General features: G+C 72.4%; 17 protein-coding genes and 1 pseudogene (1 of these 18 cut by a window edge). 4 read left to right on the plus strand and 14 right to left on the minus strand.

The window, feature by feature from the left end; all coding sequences use genetic code 11:
- The 8 genes and pseudogenes from ACZ7G1_RS00160 to rimP form a co-directional block, all read right to left on the minus strand.
- A pseudogene (locus tag ACZ7G1_RS00160) lies at positions 1 to 1,912 on the minus strand (trypsin-like peptidase domain-containing protein); its annotated part reaches 315 nt to the left of the window's first position; the annotation flags it as partial.
- A 252-nt stretch (positions 1,913 to 2,164) separates the two neighbouring features.
- A complete protein-coding gene (gene truB, locus ACZ7G1_RS00165; RefSeq protein ID WP_470881883.1) occupies positions 2,165 to 3,064 on the minus strand; it encodes a tRNA pseudouridine(55) synthase TruB in 900 nt (299 codons plus the stop codon).
- Complete coding sequence (rbfA, locus tag ACZ7G1_RS00170; RefSeq protein ID WP_470881885.1) at positions 3,061 to 3,501, minus strand: 30S ribosome-binding factor RbfA; 441 nt, start codon at positions 3,499 to 3,501, stop codon at positions 3,061 to 3,063. Before rbfA ends, truB begins: the two co-directional genes overlap by 4 nt.
- A gap of 29 nt (positions 3,502 to 3,530) precedes the next feature.
- Positions 3,531 to 3,824, minus strand: a complete 294-nt coding sequence (locus ACZ7G1_RS00175; RefSeq protein ID WP_017235865.1) for a DUF503 domain-containing protein — start codon at positions 3,822 to 3,824, stop codon at positions 3,531 to 3,533.
- Positions 3,825 to 3,966: 142 nt separating this feature from the next.
- Positions 3,967 to 7,056 carry a translation initiation factor IF-2 gene (gene infB, locus ACZ7G1_RS00180; RefSeq protein ID WP_470881887.1) on the minus strand — a complete coding sequence of 1,030 codons (3,090 nt, stop codon included), beginning with the start codon at positions 7,054 to 7,056 and terminating at the stop codon, positions 3,967 to 3,969.
- A gap of 148 nt (positions 7,057 to 7,204) precedes the next feature.
- Positions 7,205 to 7,486: a YlxR family protein gene (locus ACZ7G1_RS00185; RefSeq protein WP_078905268.1), complete on the minus strand. Its 282-nt coding sequence runs from the start codon at positions 7,484 to 7,486 to the stop codon at positions 7,205 to 7,207.
- 74 nt (positions 7,487 to 7,560) lie between these two features.
- On the minus strand, positions 7,561 to 8,556 hold the full coding sequence (gene nusA / locus ACZ7G1_RS00190; RefSeq protein ID WP_470881889.1) for a transcription termination factor NusA: 996 nt from the start codon (positions 8,554 to 8,556) through the stop codon (positions 7,561 to 7,563).
- A 2-nt stretch (positions 8,557 to 8,558) separates the two neighbouring features.
- Positions 8,559 to 9,056, minus strand: coding sequence for a ribosome maturation factor RimP (rimP, locus tag ACZ7G1_RS00195; protein WP_470881891.1), 498 nt, complete (start codon positions 9,054 to 9,056; stop codon positions 8,559 to 8,561).
- A gap of 168 nt (positions 9,057 to 9,224) precedes the next feature.
- Here rimP and ACZ7G1_RS00200 point away from each other — a divergent pair, with 168 nt between their 5' ends.
- The 4 genes from ACZ7G1_RS00200 to ACZ7G1_RS00215 are packed head-to-tail and all read left to right on the plus strand — an operon-like array spanning position 9,225 to position 12,126.
- A complete protein-coding gene (locus tag ACZ7G1_RS00200) occupies positions 9,225 to 9,794 on the plus strand; it encodes a hypothetical protein (protein WP_470881892.1) in 570 nt (189 codons plus the stop codon).
- Positions 9,791 to 10,207: a ferritin-like domain-containing protein gene (locus ACZ7G1_RS00205; RefSeq protein ID WP_470881894.1), complete on the plus strand. Its 417-nt coding sequence runs from the start codon at positions 9,791 to 9,793 to the stop codon at positions 10,205 to 10,207. The genes ACZ7G1_RS00200 and ACZ7G1_RS00205 overlap by 4 nt, the downstream gene beginning before the upstream one ends.
- 31 nt (positions 10,208 to 10,238) lie before the next feature.
- Positions 10,239 to 11,138, plus strand: a complete 900-nt coding sequence (locus ACZ7G1_RS00210) for an aminoglycoside phosphotransferase family protein (protein WP_470881896.1) — start codon at positions 10,239 to 10,241, stop codon at positions 11,136 to 11,138.
- Positions 11,139 to 11,196: 58 nt separating this feature from the next.
- Positions 11,197 to 12,126: a slipin family protein gene (locus tag ACZ7G1_RS00215; RefSeq protein WP_470881898.1), complete on the plus strand. Its 930-nt coding sequence runs from the start codon at positions 11,197 to 11,199 to the stop codon at positions 12,124 to 12,126.
- Positions 12,127 to 12,180: 54 nt separating this feature from the next.
- Here the strand turns inward: ACZ7G1_RS00215 and ACZ7G1_RS00220 are convergent, their stop codons facing one another.
- The 6 genes from ACZ7G1_RS00220 to dxr all read right to left on the minus strand — a co-directional run bounded on the left by ACZ7G1_RS00220 (position 12,181) and on the right by dxr (position 19,346).
- On the minus strand, positions 12,181 to 13,884 hold the full coding sequence (locus tag ACZ7G1_RS00220; RefSeq protein WP_470880846.1) for a proline--tRNA ligase: 1,704 nt from the start codon (positions 13,882 to 13,884) through the stop codon (positions 12,181 to 12,183).
- Between the two features lie 69 nt (positions 13,885 to 13,953).
- Positions 13,954 to 14,499 carry a GNAT family N-acetyltransferase gene (locus ACZ7G1_RS00225; protein ID WP_470880848.1) on the minus strand — a complete coding sequence of 182 codons (546 nt, stop codon included), beginning with the start codon at positions 14,497 to 14,499 and terminating at the stop codon, positions 13,954 to 13,956.
- 28 nt (positions 14,500 to 14,527) lie between these two features.
- Positions 14,528 to 15,373, minus strand: a complete 846-nt coding sequence (locus ACZ7G1_RS00230) for a GNAT family N-acetyltransferase (protein WP_470880850.1) — start codon at positions 15,371 to 15,373, stop codon at positions 14,528 to 14,530.
- A gap of 154 nt (positions 15,374 to 15,527) precedes the next feature.
- The gene (gene ispG / locus ACZ7G1_RS00235; RefSeq protein WP_470880852.1) at positions 15,528 to 16,685 is read right to left on the minus strand and encodes a flavodoxin-dependent (E)-4-hydroxy-3-methylbut-2-enyl-diphosphate synthase; all 1,158 of its coding nucleotides are present in this window, start codon (positions 16,683 to 16,685) and stop codon (positions 15,528 to 15,530) included.
- A gap of 103 nt (positions 16,686 to 16,788) precedes the next feature.
- Positions 16,789 to 18,099 (minus strand): M50 family metallopeptidase, encoded by a 1,311-nt coding sequence (locus tag ACZ7G1_RS00240; protein ID WP_470880854.1) that lies wholly within the window; start codon positions 18,097 to 18,099, stop codon positions 16,789 to 16,791.
- Positions 18,096 to 19,346 (minus strand): 1-deoxy-D-xylulose-5-phosphate reductoisomerase, encoded by a 1,251-nt coding sequence (gene dxr / locus ACZ7G1_RS00245; RefSeq protein WP_470880855.1) that lies wholly within the window; start codon positions 19,344 to 19,346, stop codon positions 18,096 to 18,098. Before dxr ends, ACZ7G1_RS00240 begins: the two co-directional genes overlap by 4 nt.
- Between the last annotated feature and the right edge of the window lie 34 nt (positions 19,347 to 19,380).

Here is a 19,380-nt window from a genome sequence, read left to right on the forward strand (position 1 = left end):
GCGGCGGCACCGGCGGGTGCTCGGCCGCGCCCGCCGGTGCCGCCGTGCCCGCCGGTGCCGCCGGGGAGAGGCCGTCCCGCTGGCGGGGCACGCCGGGGGCCGGTGCCGGGGTGGGGCGGCCGGCCTGGTGGGTGGGGAGGGGCGGGTCGGGGTGGTGGCGGTGGACGAGGGAGTGGAGGGCGGAGTCGAGGTCGAGGTGGGCGGCCTGGACCCAGTCGGCGAGCTCCTCGTGGGCGAAGCGGTAGCCGGAGCCCGCGGGGACCAGGAGGCCCTCGGTGAGGACGGCGGAGGCCCAGCCTTCCCGCCACGGGAAGAGCTCCTCGAAGGAGGCCCGGTCGAGGAGGCCGTGCCCCGGGCCGAGACAGCGGCGGGCCGCCTCGTGGACCTGGCCGGTGACCCGGGCGGCGAGCCGGCGTACGGCCGTGCCGCGGAGGAGGGGCCGGGAGCCCGCGGCGATCCGGACGGCGACCCGGAGGCACATCAGGTCCAGATGGGCGGTGAAGATCTCCTCGCGGCCGGGCCGCCCCGGTACGCCTCCGGGCAGCGCCGCGCGGACCTCGGCGAGCAGCCGGAGGGCGAGCGGGTGGCGGGCGTCCGCCTCGGCGAGGTCCGTCTCGCCGATCCCGTACGCCTGCCGTACGGCCCTGGCCTCGGTCTCCGAGTACGGGCCGAGGGTGACGGCGGCGGGCAGTCCGCCCACGGGGCCATCGGCTGGCCGGTGGAGCGCGCCGGGGCCGTAGAGGGCGCCCGCCTGCTCCCAGTGCTCGGGGCGGCAGGCCGTGATGAGGCGGGTCTGATGGGTGCGGAGCCATCGCTCGGTGGCCTCGGTCCAGTCGGCGAGGCGGTGGGCGAGGAGCGGGGGCATCTCCTCGGGGCCGTCGAGGACGACGAGCAGCGGGCGTCCCGCCTCGCGGGCGAGCGCGGCGGCCCGCTCCGGGGTGGCGGTCGTGGTGTCGCCGAGGGCTCCGGAGGCGGCGACGATACGGCCCGCCTGGTGGAGGGCGCGGCCGACGGCGTCGGCGAGGGAGCCGTCGTCGGCGCGCAGGTCCGCGCCGCGAAGCCGGACGGTGGGGGCGGGCGCCTCGCCGCGGGCCCGGTGGGCGCAGAGCGAGGCGAGGGCGGTGGTGCGGCCGGTCCCCGGGCCGCCGACGAGGGCGAGCACGGGTACGTCCCCGGCGGTGAAGCGGGCGAACTCGCGGGCGCAGTCGGGGCGTTCGACGGGTTCGGGCCAGGGTCCCGGTTCGCGTACGGGTCCGGTGGAGGTGGCGGTGAGCTCCAGGATGCCGGCGAGGTTGAGGTCGGGACCGTAGGCGGGGACGGTGGCCGCGTTGCGGCGGAGCAGGGCGGTGAGGGGGCCTTCGGGGCGGAGCGGCACCGCGTATCCGGCGGCCTGGCGGTCGCCGTGCAGGGCGGTGCCGAGGACGGCGAGGACGGTGCCGGTGGCCGTGTCGAGGACGGGCCCGCCGGCGGCCTGGCCGCCGAGCCTCAGCGCCTCGGCGCCCTCGGTGCCGATGGCGAGTTCGAGGGCGTCGTCGAGGGCGTGGAAGCGGTCGGTGGCCGTGTACGTGACGCTGGCGGGGCCGAGGACGCGCGCCTCCCGCCAGCCGTGGGCGGCGATCCGGACGTAGGTGCCGGGTTCGATCGCGGCGCGGGTCGCGAAGGGCAGCGGGCGGCCGCCGAGCCCTTCGGTCCGTACCAGGGCGAGGCCGCTCTCCGGTAGTGGGATGACGGCCTCGGCCTCGGCGAGCCAGGTGCGGTCGCCGGGGGCGTGCAGGACGACACGGCTGAGCCCGTCGACGGCTTCGTGACTGGTGACGACCGTTCCGTGGTGGTCGGCGAGGAATCCGGTGCCGCGCGGCCGGCCCGCCAGATCGCAGATCCGCACCAGCGTCGCCAGGTCCCCGCGTCCCATGGTGACGACGGTAGGTCGCCGGTGATCACCGCACGGCGCTCGCCGGGAAACGCGCCCCCCGGCACTCCCCCGTTCACTCCGAGCGCCTCCCTGATGGGGTGAATTTCCGCGGTCCCGCCGGACAGACACTCCCTGGGGGAAACAGTGGGGGAAAACCGTGGGGGGGGGGGGGGGGGGGGGGCGACACCCCCCCCCCCACCCCCCCCCCCCCCCCCCCCCCCCCCCCCCCCCCCCCCACGACAAGACGTCGGTTCAGCCGAAGACGGCCAGGCTCTTCGCCTTGCCGCGCTGGTCCTCGACCAGCGCGAGCAGCCTGCCGTCCGGCCCGAAGACCGCCACCGCGCCCTTCGGGTACTCGGGCATCTCCAGGCGCACGCCGTTGAGCAGCAGCTTGGCCCGCTTCTCGTCGACGTCCCAGCGGGGGAACGCCGCCGCGGCCGCGTCGGCGACCGGCATGACCGTGAGGTCCTCCTGGAGCTGGTCCAGGGTCTTGGCCGAGTCCAGCTTGTACGGCCCGACCCGGGTGCGCCGCAGCGCGGTCAGGTGACCGCCCACGCCGAGCCCGGCGCCGAGGTCCCGGGCGAGCGCCCGGATGTACGTACCGGAGGAACAGACGACCGAGACGACCAGGTCGACGACCGGGGTGCCGTCCTCGGCGGTCGCCTCGCGGACGTCGTACACCCGGAAGGAGGAGACGGTGACCGGGCGGGCCGGGATCTCGAACTCCTCGCCGCCGCGCACGCGCGCGTACGACCGCTTGCCGTCGATCTTGATCGCGGAGACCTTCGACGGCACCTGCATGATGTCGCCGGTCAGCTCGGCCACGCCCGCGTCGATCTGCTCCCGGGTGACCTTCGAAGCGTCGACCGACGCCGTGATCTCGCCCTCGGCGTCGTCGGTGATCGTCGTCTGGCCCAGCCGGATGGTGCCCAGGTACTCCTTCTCGGTCAGCGCGAGGTGACCGAGGAGCTTGGTCGCCCGCTCCACGCCGAGGACGAGGACGCCGGTGGCCATGGGGTCGAGCGTGCCGGCGTGGCCGACCCGGCGGGTCCTGGCGATCCCGCGCATCTTGGCCACGACGTCGTGCGAAGTGAAGCCCGACGGCTTGTCGACAATGACAAGACCGTCGGGCGTCTTCTGTTCGGTGCTCATTCGGCGGCTTCGTCCTCGCCCGGCTTCTTGTAGGGGTCGGCGTCACCCGCGAAGGTGGCGCCCGAGGAGGACTGCCGCACCTGGGCGTCGGAGGCGCGCGCCTTGTCGAGGAGGTCCTCGATGGTGCGGGCGTTCTCCGGGAGGGCGTCGGCCACGAAGGTCAGGGTGGGGGTGAACTTGGTCCCCGCCGCCCGGCCCACGGCCGAACGGAGGATGCCCTTGGCGCTCTCCAGGCCGGCCGCCGCGCTCGCCCGGTCCTCGTCGTCGCCGTAGACCGTGTAGAAGACCGTGGCCTCCCGCAGGTCACCGGTGACGCGGGTGTCCGTGATGGTCACGTGCGTACCCAGGCGGGGGTCCTTGATGCCGCGCTGCAGCTTCTCGGCGACCACCTCCCGGATGAGGTCCGCCAGCTTCTTCGCCCGCGCGTTGTCGGCCACTGGTCCTTCTCCTTCTTTGCCTTGCTCAATCAGTCTTCATCAGTGTGGAGCCTTCGGCGCACCGAAAGGAGTTCCACCTCGGGACGCGCGGCGACGAGCCGCTCACAGCGGTCGAGCACGTCCGATACGAATCCGTGGTCCCCGGACACCAGCGCCACGCCGAGACGGGCCCTGCGGTGGAGGTCCTGGTCGCCCACCTCGGCCGCGCTCACGGAGAACTTGCGCTGGAGCTCGGCGACGATGGGCCGGACGACGGAGCGTTTTTCCTTCAGCGAGTGGACGTCGCCGAGGAGCAGATCGAAGGACAGAGTCCCCACGTACATGCGGTGCCGGATGTCCCGCCGGTTCGGGTTCGGTGGCCTGCCGGGCCGTCGCTCGGCAGGGACACCAGAACCGTACACGCAACGGCCGGGGCCGATCGACGGAAATAACTTCCGCCGACCGGCCCCGGACGCAGCTCACGCGTTACGCGCGCGGCTTCTCGCGCATCTCGTACGTCGCGATGACGTCGTCGATCTTGATGTCGTTGAAGTTTCCGAGGTTGATACCACCCTCGAAGCCTTCGCGGATCTCGGTGACGTCGTCCTTGAAGCGGCGCAGACCGTGGATCGTGAGGTCCTCGGCGATGACCTTGCCGTCGCGGACCAGACGCGCCTTGGTGTTGCGCTTGACCTCGCCGGAGCGGATGAGGACACCGGCGATGTTGCCCAGCTTGGACGAGCGGAAGACCTCGCGGATCTCCGCCGTACCGAGCTCGACCTCTTCGTACTCCGGCTTGAGGAGGCCCTTGAGCGCCGCCTCGATCTCCTCGATCGCCTGGTAGATGACCGAGTAGTACCGGACGTCGACGCCCTCGCGCTCCGCCATCTGCGCGGCACGGCCGGCCGCACGGACGTTGTAGCCGATGACGATGGCGTCGGAGCCCATGGCCAGGTCGATGTCCGACTCGGTGACCGCACCCACACCGCGGTGCAGGACACGGATGTCGACCTCTTCGCCGACGTCGAGCTGGAGCAGCGAGGCTTCGAGGGCCTCGACCGCACCGGACGCGTCGCCCTTGATGATGAGGTTGAGTTCCTGGACCAGACCGGCCTTGAGCACCTTGTCGAGGTCCTCGAGGGACACCCGGCGGACGCGCTTGGCGAAGGCGGCGTTGCGCTCACGCGCGGCGCGCTTCTCGGCGATCTGACGGGCCGTACGGTCCTCGTCGACAACGATGAGGTTGTCGCCGGCACCCGGCACGTTGGTGAGACCGAGCACCAGGACGGGAGTCGACGGGGTCGCCTCCTCGACGTTGTTGCCCTTGTCGTCGAGCATCGCCCGGACACGGCCGTACGCGTCGCCGACCACCACGGTGTCGCCGATGCGCAGCGTTCCGCGCTGAACGAGGACGGTGGAGACGGCACCGCGACCACGGTCGAGGTGGGACTCGATCGCAATACCCTGCGCGTCCTGGTTCGGGTTGGCCCGCAGGTCGAGCGAGGCGTCGGCGGTGAGGATGACGGCCTCGAGCAGGGAGTCGATGTGCAGACCCTGCTTGGCGGAGATGTCGACGAACATCGTGTCGCCGCCGTACTCCTCGGCCACCAGACCGAACTCGGTCAGCTGACCGCGGACCTTGGTCGGGTCGGCACCCTCGACGTCGATCTTGTTGACCGCGACGACGATCGGGACGCCGGCGGCCTTGGCGTGGTTGAGCGCCTCGATCGTCTGCGGCATGACGCCGTCGTTGGCCGCGACCACGAGGATCGCGATGTCGGTCGACTTCGCACCACGGGCACGCATGGCGGTGAACGCCTCGTGACCCGGGGTGTCGATGAAGGTGATCTTGCGGTCCTCGCCGTTGACCTCGGTGCCCACCTGGTAGGCACCGATGCCCTGCGTGATGCCACCGGCCTCGCCCGCGACGACGTTCGTCTTGCGGATCGCGTCGAGCAGTCGGGTCTTACCGTGGTCGACGTGACCCATGACGGTGACGACCGGCGGACGGGAGACCAGAGCCTCTTCGCCGCCCTCGTCCTCGCCGAACTCGATGTCGAAGGACTCGAGGAGCTCGCGGTCCTCCTCCTCCGGCGAGACGATCTGAACGACGTAGTTCATCTCTTCGCCGAGCATGGTCAGCGTGTCGTCGGAGACCGACTGCGTGGCCGTGACCATCTCACCGAGGTTCATCATCACCGCGACGAGCGACGCCGGGTTGGCGCCGATCTTCTCGGCGAAGTCGGTGAGGGAGGCACCGCGCGACAGGCGAATGGTGTCGCCGTTGCCGCGAGGCAGCATCACGCCGCCCACGGACGGGGCCTGCATGGCCTCGTACTCCTGGCGCCTCTGACGCTTCGACTTGCGGCCACGACGCGCGGGACCACCGGGACGGCCGAAGGCGCCCTGCGTGCCACCACGGGCACCCGGACCACCGGGACGACCGCCGAAGCCACCGGGACGACCGCCGAAGCCGCCGCCACCGCCGGGACCACCCGGACGACCGCCGCCGCCACCGGGACCACCGGGACGACCGGCGAAGCCGCCGCCGCCACCGCCGGGACCGGCCGGACGACCGGCGAAGCCGGGACGACCGCCGCCGCCGCCACCGGGACCACCGGGACGACCGCCGGGGCCACCGGGACCACGGCCGCCAGGACCGGGACGCGGGCCGGCAGCGGGACGCTGCGGCATCATGCCCGGGTTCGGACGGTTACCGCCGGGCGCGCCGCCCGGACGGGGAGCCTGCGGACGCGGCATGCCACCGGGGGTGGGACGCGCGCCGCCCTGGCCCTGCGGGCGCGGGGCGCCACCGGGGCCACCCTGCGGACGCGGGGCGCCCGGAACGGCACCGGGGCCGCCGGGACGCGGGGCACCGCCACCGGGACGGGGCGCCTGCGGGCGCGCCATGCCGGTGGAGCCACCCGAGGTGAACGGGTTGTTGCCCGGACGCGGGCCGGCCGGACGGGCACCGCCCGGACGGGGAGCGCCCTGGCCCTGCGGGCGCGGAGCACCCTGACCCTGCGGGCGCGGGGCACCCTGACCCGGGCGGGCGGGACGCTCGCCAGCGGGACGGGGACCCGGGGCGGCACCGCCGGGGCGCGGACCGGCGGCGGGAGCCGACGGAGGCGCGGTGAACTCGGGCGCGGCCGGAGCCGGGGTGACCGGCTTGGGCGCGGGCTTCGGGCCCGGGCGGGGGCCCGAGGCGGCCGGAGCCGTAGAGGGGGTGCTGCTCGCGGGCGCGGCCGGCGTGACCGGGGCCGGCGCCGCAGGCGCGGCGGGGGCCGGCTTGGGGGCCGGGGCGCCGGGCTTGGGGGCAGCGGGACGAGCCGCGGCGGCCGGAGACGGCGCCGCGGGGGAGGGCGCCGCCTTGCGGGGCGCGCCGGGCTTGGCAGCGGTCTTGCCGGCGTTGCCGCCGGGACCCTGCAAAGCGTCAGTCAACTTGCGCACGACCGGCGCCTCGATCGTCGAGGACGCCGAACGGACGAATTCACCGAGTTCTTGGAGCTTGGCCATGACGACCTTGCTCTCCACGCCGAACTCCTTGGCGAGTTCGTATACCCGGACCTTAGCCACATCGCTCCTTTTAGGTCCGGTTACCGCCGGACCGTCGCTACTTCATGGGCGTACTCATCGCGTACTCATCGAGTGCTCATCGCAATCTCGACCTACTTCCAACTCGCGAGGTACCTGACCGCACGGTGATCCGTGCCGTACTTCTTCATCACTGCGGTGCCGACCGCTCGACGTGGTGACGCAGTTCCGCCGTGTCGAGCGGGCCCTGGACCTTGAAGGCCCTCGGGAACGCCCGGCGGCGGACCGCAAGGTCGAGACAGACCACGGCGGGGTGCACGTACGCACCCCGGCCGGGCAGCGTACCGCGATCATCCGGAACACACTCGTCCTTGATCACCACGATCCGCAGCAGATCGCTCTTGGCCGCTCGCTCCCGACATCCCACACAGGTTCGTTCAGGGCATACGCGGGCTTGCGTCCGGCCAGACACGATTAAGTCTACCTCCCCGTACCGACCCCACCCGTTTGGGGCAAGAATCGAACAGTTGTTGGCCAAAAACGGTCTCAGTCCTGCGGACCGGCCGGCTCCGTGTCGGGACGGATGTCGATGCGCCAGCCGGTGAGGCGGGCGGCGAGGCGGGCGTTCTGGCCCTCCTTGCCGATGGCGAGCGACAGCTGGTAGTCCGGGACCGTCACCCGGGCGGACCGGGCGGCCAGGTCGACGACCTCGACCTTGGAGACCCGCGCCGGGGAGAGCGCGTTCGCCACCATCTCGGCCGGGTCGTCCGACCAGTCGACGATGTCGATCTTCTCGCCGTGCAGCTCCGCCATCACGTTGCGGACGCGGCTGCCCATCGGGCCGATGCAGGCGCCCTTCGGGTTCAGGCCCGAACGGGTGGAACGGACGGCGATCTTGGTGCGGTGACCGGCCTCACGGGCGATCGCCGAGATCTCGACCGAGCCGTCGGCGATCTCCGGCACCTCCAGGGCGAAGAGCTTCTTCACCAGATTGGGGTGGGTGCGCGAAAGGGTGACGGACGGACCGCGGACACCCTTGGCCACCCGGACGACGTACGTCCGCAGGCGCAGACCGTGCGTGTACTCCTCGCCCGGCACCTGCTCCTGGACCGGGAGGATGGCCTCCAGCTTGTCGTCCAGACGGACCAGGACGTTCTTCGGATCCTTGCCCTGCTGCACCACGCCGGCGACGACATCGCCCTCGCGGCGCGCGTACTCGCCGAACGTCACGTCGTTCTCGGCGTCACGCAGTCGCTGCTGGATCACCTGGCGGGCGGTGCTCGCCGCGATCCGGCCGAAGTCCGACGGCGTGTCGTCGAAGTCCTTGGGCTCCTGGCCCTCCTCCAGCTCGGAGGGGTCTTCCTTCGCCCACACCGTCACGTGACCGGTCTGCCGGTTCAGCTCCACGCGCGCGTGGCGACGGGCGTCGGGGGTGCGGTGGTAGGCGATGAGGAGGGCCGACTCGATCGCCTCGACCAGCATCTCGAAGGAGATTTCCTTCTCCTGTGCCAAGCCCTTCAGGAGCTTTACGTCGATGTCCACGGCTACGCCTCCTCTTCCTTCTTGTCCTTGCGGTTGAACTCGATCTCGACACGCGCCTTGACGATCTCGGCGAACTCGACCCGGCGGGCGGTGGGCTTGCGCCCCTTCACGCCCGGAACCTCCATGTCCATGCCGTCCTCGTCCACGGCGAGGATGCGCGCGACCAGGTCGCCGCCCTCGGCGAGCGTGAGCTTGGCCAGCCGGCCGACGGCGCGCACGTAGTGGCGGTGCTCGGTGAGGGGGCGCTCGGCGCCGGGAGAGCTGACTTCGAGGACGTACTCGCCGTCGCCCATCGCGTCGGTCTCGTCGAGCTTCTCGGAGATCTCGCGGCTCAGCTCGGCGCAGACGTCCAGCTCCACGCCCTCGTCCGAATCGACGACGATCCGCAGCAGTCCGCGGCGGCCGGCCCGGGACACCTCGATCTCTTCCAGATCCAGGTCCTTCGCGGCGACGAGCGGCTCCACGAGTCCGCGCAGCCTGTCGCTCTGGGTGGTGCTCATCCGGGTGACTCCTCGGCCGCGTGTGCTGTTGTGGGTTCGTCGCGTGTCAGACCAAAGGGTATCCGGTCCCGGAGGGTGTTGCCGTCCACCGCCCCGGGCCCCGCGGGTACGCTCGCCTGCGGTGATCTCGACGATCTTCGACGACGGACGACAGCCGAGGGAGTTGGCGTGACGACGACGGGCAGGCGCGCGCTCCTGGTGGCGGGCGTGACGGCGGGCGCGGCGGCCCTCGCGGGCTGCGACTCCCCCTCCGGAGGCGGGACGCGCCCGCGTACCGCCGCCGAACTGGAGGCCGAACGGGTGGCCCGCGCCGAGGCCGCCCTGCGGCTGCGCGCCGTGACCTCGGCGCGCGCCCTGCTGGAACGTTACGACGCCGTCCTCGCCGCCCACCCGTCCCTCGCCTCCCGCCTCACGCCCCTCCGCCGCTCGGCGGCGGCCCACGCGACCGCGCTGGGCGAGGGGAGCACGGCGACCGCCCCGCCCACGGGCACGCCCACGGGCACCCCCTCCGGCTCCCTCTCCCCGGCGGCGAGGCCCACGGCGTCGGCCACGGCCCCGCCGGTGCCCGCCGATCCGAAGGCGGCGCTGAAGGAGCTGGCCGCGGTGGTACGGGCGACGGCGGACCGGCACACGGAAGCGCTGGTCACGGCCCCGGCCGAATACGCCAGGCTGCTCGCCTCGGTGGCGGCGGCGGGCGCCGCGCACGCCTATCTGCTGACCGAAGGAGCACGGGCATGACCGCCCTCGCGGCGACCCAGGCCGCCCTGGCCGCCGAGCACGCGGCGGTGTACGGGTATGGGGTCGTCGGCGGCCGGATCGGCGCGGACCGGCGAGCCGAGGCGACGGCGGCGTTCGAGGCGCACCGGGCGCGGCGGGACGCGCTGCGCCGCACCGTCCGTGACCTCGGCGGCACCCCGGTGGCCTCGGGGGCCGCGTACGAGCTGCCGTTCCGGGTCGTCGACGCGGCCGGCGCGGTGCGTCTCGCGGCGATCCTGGAGGACCGGGTGGCCGGGGTGTACTCCGATCTCGTCCGGGCCGCGGAGGGCCCGCTGCGCCGCGAGGGGGCCGCCGCGCTCCGGGAGGCGGCGGTACGGGCGGTCCGCTGGCGCGGCAGCGACGTAACCTTTCCTGGGCTCGCCGAGCGGGTGTGAGTCCGGCACCGACCGAAGGAACAACGTACGCATGGGTTTCGAACCGCCGCAGCGACTGGCCAGGACGCTCGGCGAGACGTACGGGGACGCCAAGGCGGCCGAGTGGCTCGGGAAGCTGCCCGAGCTGGCCGACGAGGCGCTCGGGCACGCCTCCCTTGAAGCCGAACGGGTGATGGCCCCCGGCGGCCGGAGCAGCCTCGTCGCGCTCGTCCGGCGGTCCGACGGCTCCCCCGCCGCGCTGAAGATCGCGCCGCCGTTCGCCCGGCCCGAGCTGGAGCGGGACGCGCTGGCGCACTGGAACGGCTGGGGCGCGGTCCAGCTCCTCGACGAGGCCGGGCAGGGCGCGCTCGTCCTGGAACGGCTGCACCCCGAGGTGTCGCTGCGTTCGCTCCCCGAGGCCAAGTCGCTCCTCGAAGCCGCCGGGACCGTGCGGAAGCTGTGGGTCGAGCCGCCGGCCGGGCACGGCTTCGAGACGGTGGCCGGGCGGACCGGCCTGCAGGCCGAGGCGATGCGCCCCTACCTCTCCGGGGCCGCGACGGCCGAGCTGACGGCGGCGGCGCTCGGCGCCCGCGAGGAGCTGCTGGCCGCGTCCTCCGAGTCCCTGCTCCTGCACGGGAACTTCCGCCAGGGCAAGGTGCTCGCCGGCGACCGGGCGCCCTGGCTCGCCGTCGGCCCCGAGCCGCTGGTCGGCGAGCGGGCCTACGACCTCGCCCGGCTCGTACGGGACCGGGTCGAGGACCTGGTGGCCGCCTCCTCCGGCGCCTCGGCGGCCCGGCGGCGGGTCAACAAGCTGGCCGACTCGCTGGACCTCGACCGGGAGCGGCTGCGGGGCTGGACGCTCTTCCGCGCCGTCGAGTCCGGGACGCGGGCGCTGACCGCGGGGCGGCGGCAGGATGCCGAGCTGCTTCTGGAGTTCGCGAGCTGGCTGTAGGGGAATACCCTTTTTGTACCCTTCGGCTTGACTCCGGGCTCGATTCCAGGGGGCCGTGATGATCCAAGAGCTGCTGATGGCGGCGGCCGGCGCGGGTGCGGCGGTCGCGGTGTACGCGGGCGCGGCGGCGCGGGTGATCAAGCAGTACGAGCGCGGCGTCGTCTTCCGCTTCGGCCGGCTGCGCGACGACGTCCGCTCCCCCGGCTTCACGATGATCGTCCCGCTCGTCGACCGGCTCCACAAGGTCAACATGCAGATCGTCACGATGCCCGTGCCCGCGCAGGAGGGCATCACCCGGGACAACGTCACCGTCCGGGTCGACGCGGTCGTCTACTTCAAGGTCGTCGACGCCGCCGACGCGCTGGTCCGCGTCGAGGACTACAAGTTCGCCGTCTCCCAGATGGCCCAGACCTCGCTCCGGTCCATCATCGGCAAGAGCGACCTCGACGATCTGCTGTCCAACCGCGAGAAGCTCAACCAGGGCCTCGAGCTCATGCTCGACTCCCCCGCCATGGGCTGGGGAGTCGCCATCGACCGGGTCGAGATCAAGGACGTCTCCCTCCCCGAGACCATGAAGCGCTCCATGGCCCGGCAGGCGGAGGCGGACCGCGAGCGGCGCGCGCGGGTCATCAACGCGGACGCCGAGCTCCAGGCCTCCAAGAAGCTCGCCGAGGCGGCGGGGGTCATGTCGGACCAGCCCGCGGCGCTTCAGCTGCGGCTGCTCCAGACGGTGATGGCGGTGTCCGCGGAGAAGAACTCGACGCTGGTCCTGCCGATCCCGGTGGAGCTGCTGCGCTTCCTGGAGCGGGCCACCCCCGCCGAGGCGACCGGGACGAGCGCGGCGACGCCGTCGCCGCCGGCCGTGTCGCAGCCGCTGCCGCCGCCGCTGAGCGAGGCGTACCTGAAGGGCCGGGCGGCCGCCGAGGAGGCGATCGAGGACCTCACGGGCTCCTCGGTGGAGCCCACGCGGCAGGAGACCGAGGCATGACGCGGCGGGGGCACACGGGACACGGTCCCGTGTGCCCCCGCCGGGTGGGTCAGGTCAGGCCGTGAGGCGGGCGATGGCCTCGTCGACCGTCAGCTCCTCGCGCTCGCCGGTCCGGCGGTCCTTCAGCTCCACGACTCCCTCGCCCGCGCGGCGGCCGGCGACGAGGATCTTCGGGACGCCGATGAGCTCGGAGTCGGTGAACTTGACGCCCGGGGAGACGCCCGCGCGGTCGTCGACCAGGACGCGCAGGCCGGCGGCGGACAGCTTGTCGGAGACCTCAAGGGCCAGCTCGGTCTGGAGGGCCTTGCCGGCGGCGACGACGTGGACGTCGGCCGGGGCGACCTCGGAGGCCCAGCAGAGGCCCTTCTCGTCGGCGGTCTGCTCGGCGAGCGCGGCCACGGCGCGGGTGACGCCGATGCCGTACGAGCCCATGGTCACGCGGACCGGCTTGCCGTTCTGGCCGAGGACGTCGAGCTTGAGGGCGTCGGCGTACTTGCGGCCCAGCTGGAAGATGTGGCCGATCTCGATCGCGCGGTCCAGCTTGAGGCCGGTGCCGCACTTGGGGCACGGGTCGCCCTCCTGGACGACGACCACGTCGACGTACTCGGAGACCTCGAAGTCACGGCCCGCGACGACGTTCTTCGTGTGCGTGCCCGCCTTGTTGGCGCCGGTGATCCACGCGGTGCCGGGCGCGACGCGCGGGTCGGCGAGGTACGTGACCTTCTCCAGGCCCTGCGGACCGACGTAGCCGCGGACGAGGTCGGCGCGCTGCGCGAAGTCCTCCTCGGTCACCAGCTCGACCGTGGCGGTGGGGCCGAAGTGATCCTCGACCTTGCCCATGTCGACCTCGCGGTCGCCGGGGACGCCGATGGCGACGATCTCGCCGTCGACCTTCACCAGGAGGTTCTTGAGCGTGGCGGAGGCCGGCACGCCCAGCGAGGCGGCGAGCGTCTCGATGGTGGGGGTGTCGGGGGTCGGGATGTCCTCGGCGGCGGGGACACCGGTGGCGTCGACCGGCTTCACGGCCTGGTAGACGGCCTCGGTGTTCGCGGCGAAGTCGCAGTTCGGGCAGTCGGCGAAGGTGTCCTCGCCGGCGCCGGCCGGGGCGAGGAACTCCTCGGACTTCGAGCCGCCCATCGCGCCGGCGGTGGCGGCGACGATCCGGTAGTCGAGGCCGAGGCGCTCGAAGATCCGCTGGTAGGCCTGGCGGTGCAGGGCGTAGGACTCGGCGAGGCCCTCGTCCTCCGTGTCGAAGGAGTAGGAGTCCTTCATGAGGAACTCGCGGCCGCGCAGGACGCCGGCGCGCGGACGGGCCTCGTCGCGGTACTTGTTCTGGATCTGGTAGAGGATCACCGGCAGGTCCTTGTAGGACGAGCACTGGTCCTTGACCAGGAGGGTGAAGATCTCCTCGTGCGTGGGGCCGAGGAGGTAGTCGGTGCCCTTGCGGTCCTGGAGGCGGAACAGCTCGGCGCCGTACTCCTCCCAGCGGCCGGTCGCCTCGTAGGGCTCGCGGGGCAGCAGGGCGGGGAGCAGGACCTCCTGCGCGCCGATGGCGTCCATCTCCTCGCGGACGACGCGCTCGACGTTGGCGAGAACCTTGAGGCCGAGGGGCAGCCAGCTCCAGATGCCGGCGGCGGTGCGGCGGACGTAGCCCGCGCGGACGAGGAGCTTGTGGCTGAGGACCTCGGCGTCCGCCGGGTCGTCGCGCAGCGTCTTCGCCATCAACTTCGACATGCGCTGGACCGGTGCGTTGGCCATGGTTCTCGTACTCCCGACGGGTAAGGATGGTAGGGCCGAGGTTAGCCGGGCCATCCCTGGCAGGAGAAATCAGTTCCGGCGCTTGAGCGGCAGGGGCGCGCCCATCACCGCGTACGGGCGGGCCGCGCTCGGGAAGTGGACCTGGCGGGCGAGATCCTCGTATCCGAGGGCGCGGTAGAGGCCGCGCGCCGGGGAGTCCGTGTCGATCGCGGAGAGGATCGAGCGCGGTTCGGCGGCGCCGTCGGTGATCGTGGTGATCAGCTGCCGGCCCACCCCGCGGCCCTGGAAGTCCGGGTGGACGTGGAGTTCGGTGATGACGAAGGAGTCGTCGAGCCAGTCGGCGGTGCCGGTGGCGCGCAGATAGGCCTCGACGACGGTGGACCACCAGTGGGTGCGGTCGTTGGGCATGCCGTACACGAAGCCGACGAGCCGCCCGTCGGGCGTGGTGGCGCCGTAGGCGCGGGCGCCCGGGCAGAGCAGGTGGCGCAGCACGATGTGGCGGCGTACGGCGACCTCGCCCGCGTCCAGGCCGAAGGCGACCGCCTGAACGGCGAGGGCCTCGTCCACCCGGGCGGCGAGATTGACCGGTCCGATCACGACCTCTGCGTCATCCATGCGGCGCACCCTACAAGCGGCCGGGGCCTCAGAACAGCACGCTCATGAAGGCGCCCGTCTCCTGGAAGCCGACACGGCGGTACGCGGCCCTGGCGGGGGCGTTGTAGTCGTTCACGTACAGGCTCACCACGGGTGCGACGTCGGCGAGCGCGTACCGGAGCACGGCGGCCATGCCCGTCTCCGACAGGCCCTTGCCGCGGTGCTCGGGCGCGACCCAGACGCCCTGGATCTGGCAGGCCTGCCGGGTCGCGGCGCCGATCTCCGCCTTGAAGAGGACCTTGCCGTCCTCGATGCGGGCGAAGGAGCGGCCCGCTCCGACGAGCTCGGCCACCCGGGCCTGGTAGAGCAGCCCGCCGTCGTTGGCGAGCGGCGAGATGCCGACCTCCTCGGTGAACATGGCCACGCAGGCGGGCATGATCACCTCCATCTCGTCCTTGCGGACGCGGCGCACCAGCGGGTCGGGCGTGACGGTCGCGGAGGGCTCCTCGGTGACCATCAGCGGCTGGTGGGCCCGCACGTCCCGCGCCGGGCCCCAGCTGGGCTCCAGGAGCCGCCACAGTTCGGCGGTGGGCTCGGCCGGGCCGACGATCGACGAGCAGCGGCGGCCGATCCGGCGCGCCCGGTCGGCGAAGGCCCGTACGGCCTCCGGGGTCGCGCAGATCGGCACCAGGTTCGCGCCCGAGTAGCACAGCGACCGCAGTCTGCCCTCGGTGTACCAGCCCCACATCTCGCCGCCGAGACGCCACGGGTCGAGCCCCGCGACCTGGACGCGCGCGGCCACGAAGGCGTTCTCGACGGGTGCGCTCTCCAGGACGGCGAGCGCGGCGCCGAGGTCGGCGGGTTCGAGGACCCGGGTAGTCGTCTGTGTCAACACGAGGGGGCCTCACGGTGCGATTCGCTGGTCTCCGCACTTTACCCCTGTGGTTGTTTTCGGGGCTCTGTTCTTCCCCGGGGCGCTCGCCCCGGTACGCACGCCGAAGCCCCTCCGGCCTCTGGGGCTGGAGGGGCTTCGGGTGGTGCGGGGGGTGTCAGACGCCGATGGCGACGGACGGTTCGCCGCTGGCGACGCCGTCCTTCTCCATCTGCTCGGCGATCTTGAGGGCTTCCTCGATGAGGGTCTCGACGATCTTGGACTCGGGGACGGTCTTGATGACCTCGCCCTTGACGAAGATCTGGCCCTTGCCGTTGCCGGAGGCGACGCCGAGGTCGGCCTCGCGGGCCTCGCCGGGGCCGTTGACGACGCAGCCCATGACGGCGACGCGGAGCGGGACGGTCATGCCGTCGAGGCCGGCGGTGACCTCCTCGGCGAGCTTGTAGACGTCGACCTGGGCGCGGCCGCAGGACGGGCAGGAGACGATCTCCAGGCGGCGCTGGCGCAGGTTGAGCGACTCCAGGATCTGGATGCCGACCTTGATCTCCTCGACCGGCGGGGCGGAGAGCGAGACGCGGATGGTGTCGCCGATGCCCTGGGAGAGCAGCGCGCCGAAGGCGACGGCCGACTTGATGGTGCCCTGGAAAGCGGGGCCGGCCTCGGTGACGCCGAGGTGCAGCGGGTAGTCGGACTGGGCGGCGAGCTGGCGGTAGGCCTCGACCATGACGACCGGGTCGTTGTGCTTGACCGAGATCTTGATGTCGCGGAAGCCGTGCTCCTCGAAGAGGGACGCCTCCCAGAGGGCGGACTCGACGAGCGCCTCGGGGGTGGCCTTGCCGTACTTCTTCAGGAGCCGCGCGTCGAGCGAACCGGCGTTGACGCCGATGCGGATCGGGGTGCCGGCGTCGCCGGCCGCCTTGGCGATCTCCTTGACCTTGTCGTCGAACTGCTTGATGTTGCCCGGGTTGACGCGGACGGCCGCGCAGCCGGCGTCGATCGCGGCGAAGACGTACTTCGGCTGGAAGTGGATGTCGGCGATGACGGGGATCGACGACTTCCGGGCGATGGTGGCGAGCGCGTCGGCGTCGTCCTGGGTCGGGCACGCGACCCGCACGATCTGGCAGCCGGAGGCGGTGAGCTCGGCGATCTGCTGGAGCGTGGCGCCGATGTCGGACGTGCGGGTCGTGGTCATCGACTGCACGGAGACGGGGGCGTCACCGCCGACGGCCACGCTGCCGACCTGGATCTGGCGGCTCTTGCGCCGCTCGGCGAGCCGGGTCGGAACGGTCGGGATACCGAGAGAAATCGCGGTCATCTGAAGTGCAACCTCAAGGTTGTGCGTCGGCGGGCTCAGGTCTCCGAGGTTACCGCCCCGGGGGCGGGAGGCCGGACACGAGCGGGTCCGGCCCCCCTGGGAGCTACGTGATCTTCACCGGGTTGACGATGTCGGCGGCGAGGACGAGCAGCGTGAAGCAGACGAAGACGCCGGCCACCACGTAGGCGGCGGGCATCAGCTTGGCCACGTCGAACGGGCCGGGGTCGGGGCGCTTGAAGAGCCGGGCCGTGTGGCGGCGCACGGACTCCCACAGGGCGCCCGCGATGTGGCCGCCGTCGAGCGGCAGCAGCGGGAGCATGTTGAACAGGAACAGCGAGACGTTGAACATGACCAGCAGGTTCATGAACATCACGAGGATCGTCGTCGGCGGTGCCTCGACGGTCATCAGCTCGCCGGTGATCCTGGCGGCGCCGAGCACGCCCACCGGGGAGTCCTCGGCGCGCTCGCCGTCTCCGAAGGTGGCGTCCCACAGGCCGGGGATCTTGCCGGGGAGGGCGATGACCGACTGGACGCCGTTCTCCATGAGGTCGGTCATGCGTTCGGTGGTCTCGCCGAAGCTGAGCGGCGCGACCACGGACTTCGGCTGGAAGCCGAGGTAGCCGGCATCGACGTATTCGACGGGCCGGACGACGTTGCCGTCGGCGTCCTTCTTCTCGACCTTGTTGGTGACGAGGGTGGGGTGCAGGTCGATCCGCTGGCCGGCCCGCTCGACGGTGAGCGTGGCGGGGCCGATGGGGGCGTTGCGGATGCTGTCGGAGAGGGCGTCCCAGTCGGCGACCGCCTTCCCGTTCAGGGCGAGGATCTTGTCGCCGTCCTTGAGCCCGCCCGCGAACGCCGGGGACACCGGGTCGCCGGCGCGGCACTCCTTGCGCTCGTCGCTCAGCTTGAGGACGCACTTCTGGACGCCGGCGACCTCGGTGGTCGGGCCGGCGACGCCCAGGGTCATCATCGAGCCGAAGAACAGCGCCGCCGCGAGGACCAGGTTCATGAACGGTCCGGCGAACATGACGATGACGCGCTTCCACGGCTTGCGCGTGTAGAAGAGCCGGGTCTCGTCGCCGGGCTGGAGCTCCTCGTACGAGGCCTCGCGGGCGTCCTCGATCATCGAGCGCCACGGCGAGGTCGAGCGGGCCTCGATCTTGCCGTCCTCGCCGGGCGGGAACATGCCGATCATGCGGATGTAGCCGCCGGCCGGGATGGCCTTGATGCCGTACTCGGTCTCGCCGCGCTTCTTCGACCAGATGGTGGGGCCGAAGCCGACCATGTACTGCGGCACGCGGATGCCGAAGAGCTTGGCCGTGGAGAGGTGGCCGAGCTCGTGCCAGGCGATGGAGACGAGGAGGCCGAGGGCGAACAGCACGATGCCCAGGGCGTACAGGAGCATTTCGGTCATGCGCGGGCCTCCGCTGTTGCCTTCGCTGCGAGCTCTCGGGCCCGGGCGCGCGCCCAGGTCTCCGCTTCGAGGACGTCCGACACGGTGAGCGAGGTTCCCGTACGGGGAACCCCATGCTCCGTGACGACCGCAGTGACCGTATCCATGATTCCGTTGAACGGCAGCCGTCCGGCGAGAAACGCCTCGACGCACTCCTCGTTCGCCGCGTTGAAGACGGCGGGGGCCGTGCCGCCCAGCGTGCCGACGTGCCTGGCGAGGCCGACGGACGGGAAGGCCTCGGTGTCGAGCGGGAAGAACTCCCAGGTGGAGGCCTTGCTCCAGTCGAAGGCGGGGGCCGCGTCCGGGACCCGCTCGGGCCAGCCGATGCCGATGGCGATGGGGCCGCGCATGTCCGGCGGGGTGGCCTGGGCGAGCGTGGAGCCGTCCGAGAACTCGACCATCGAGTGGACGTACGACTGAGGGTGGACGACGACCTCGATGCGGTCGAAGGGGATGTCGTAGAGCAGGTGGGCCTCGATGACCTCAAGGCCCTTGTTCACCAGGGTGGCGCTGTTGACCGTGATCACCGGGCCCATCGCCCAGGTGGGGTGGGCGAGCGCGTCCTCGCGGGTCACATGGGCCAGCTGCTCCCTCGTACGGCCGCGGAACGGGCCGCCGGAGGCCGTGACGACCAGCTTGCGGACGTCGGCGCGGGTGCCGGCGGCGAGCGCCTGGAAGAGGGCCGCGTGCTCGGAGTCGACCGGGATGATCTGGCCGGGCTTGGCGAGCGCCTTCACCAGCGGGCCGCCGACGATCAGCGACTCCTTGTTGGCGAGGGCGAGCGTCCGGCCGGCCTCCAGGGCGGCGAGGGTCGGCGCGAGGCCGATGGAGCCCGTGATGCCGTTGAGCACCGTGTGGCACGGGGACGCGGCGAGCTGGGTGGCCGCGTCGGGGCCCGCGAGGAGCTCCGGCAGCGGCTCGGAGCCGTACAGCGCCTTCAGCGCCTCGCGCAGCTCAGGCAGCGCCTCCTCGCGGGCGACGGCGACCGCGGCGACCTGCAGCCGGTGCGCCTGCTCGGCGAGCAGTCCGACCCGGCCGCCGGACGCGGCCAGGGCGGTGACCCGGAAGCGGTCGGGGTTGCGCAGCACCAGGTCGATGGCCTGGGTGCCGATGGACCCGGTCGAGCCGAGGACGACGATGTCCCGGCGTCCTTCGGATACGTCGAAGGCGATGTGCGGGTCGGCGAGAGGAGAGGGGCGGTCGCTCATGCCCCCTATTCTTGCCGCAAACACTGTGGGGTCT

The sequence above is a fragment of the Streptomyces sp. NPDC037273 genome (genome assembly GCF_055603625.1).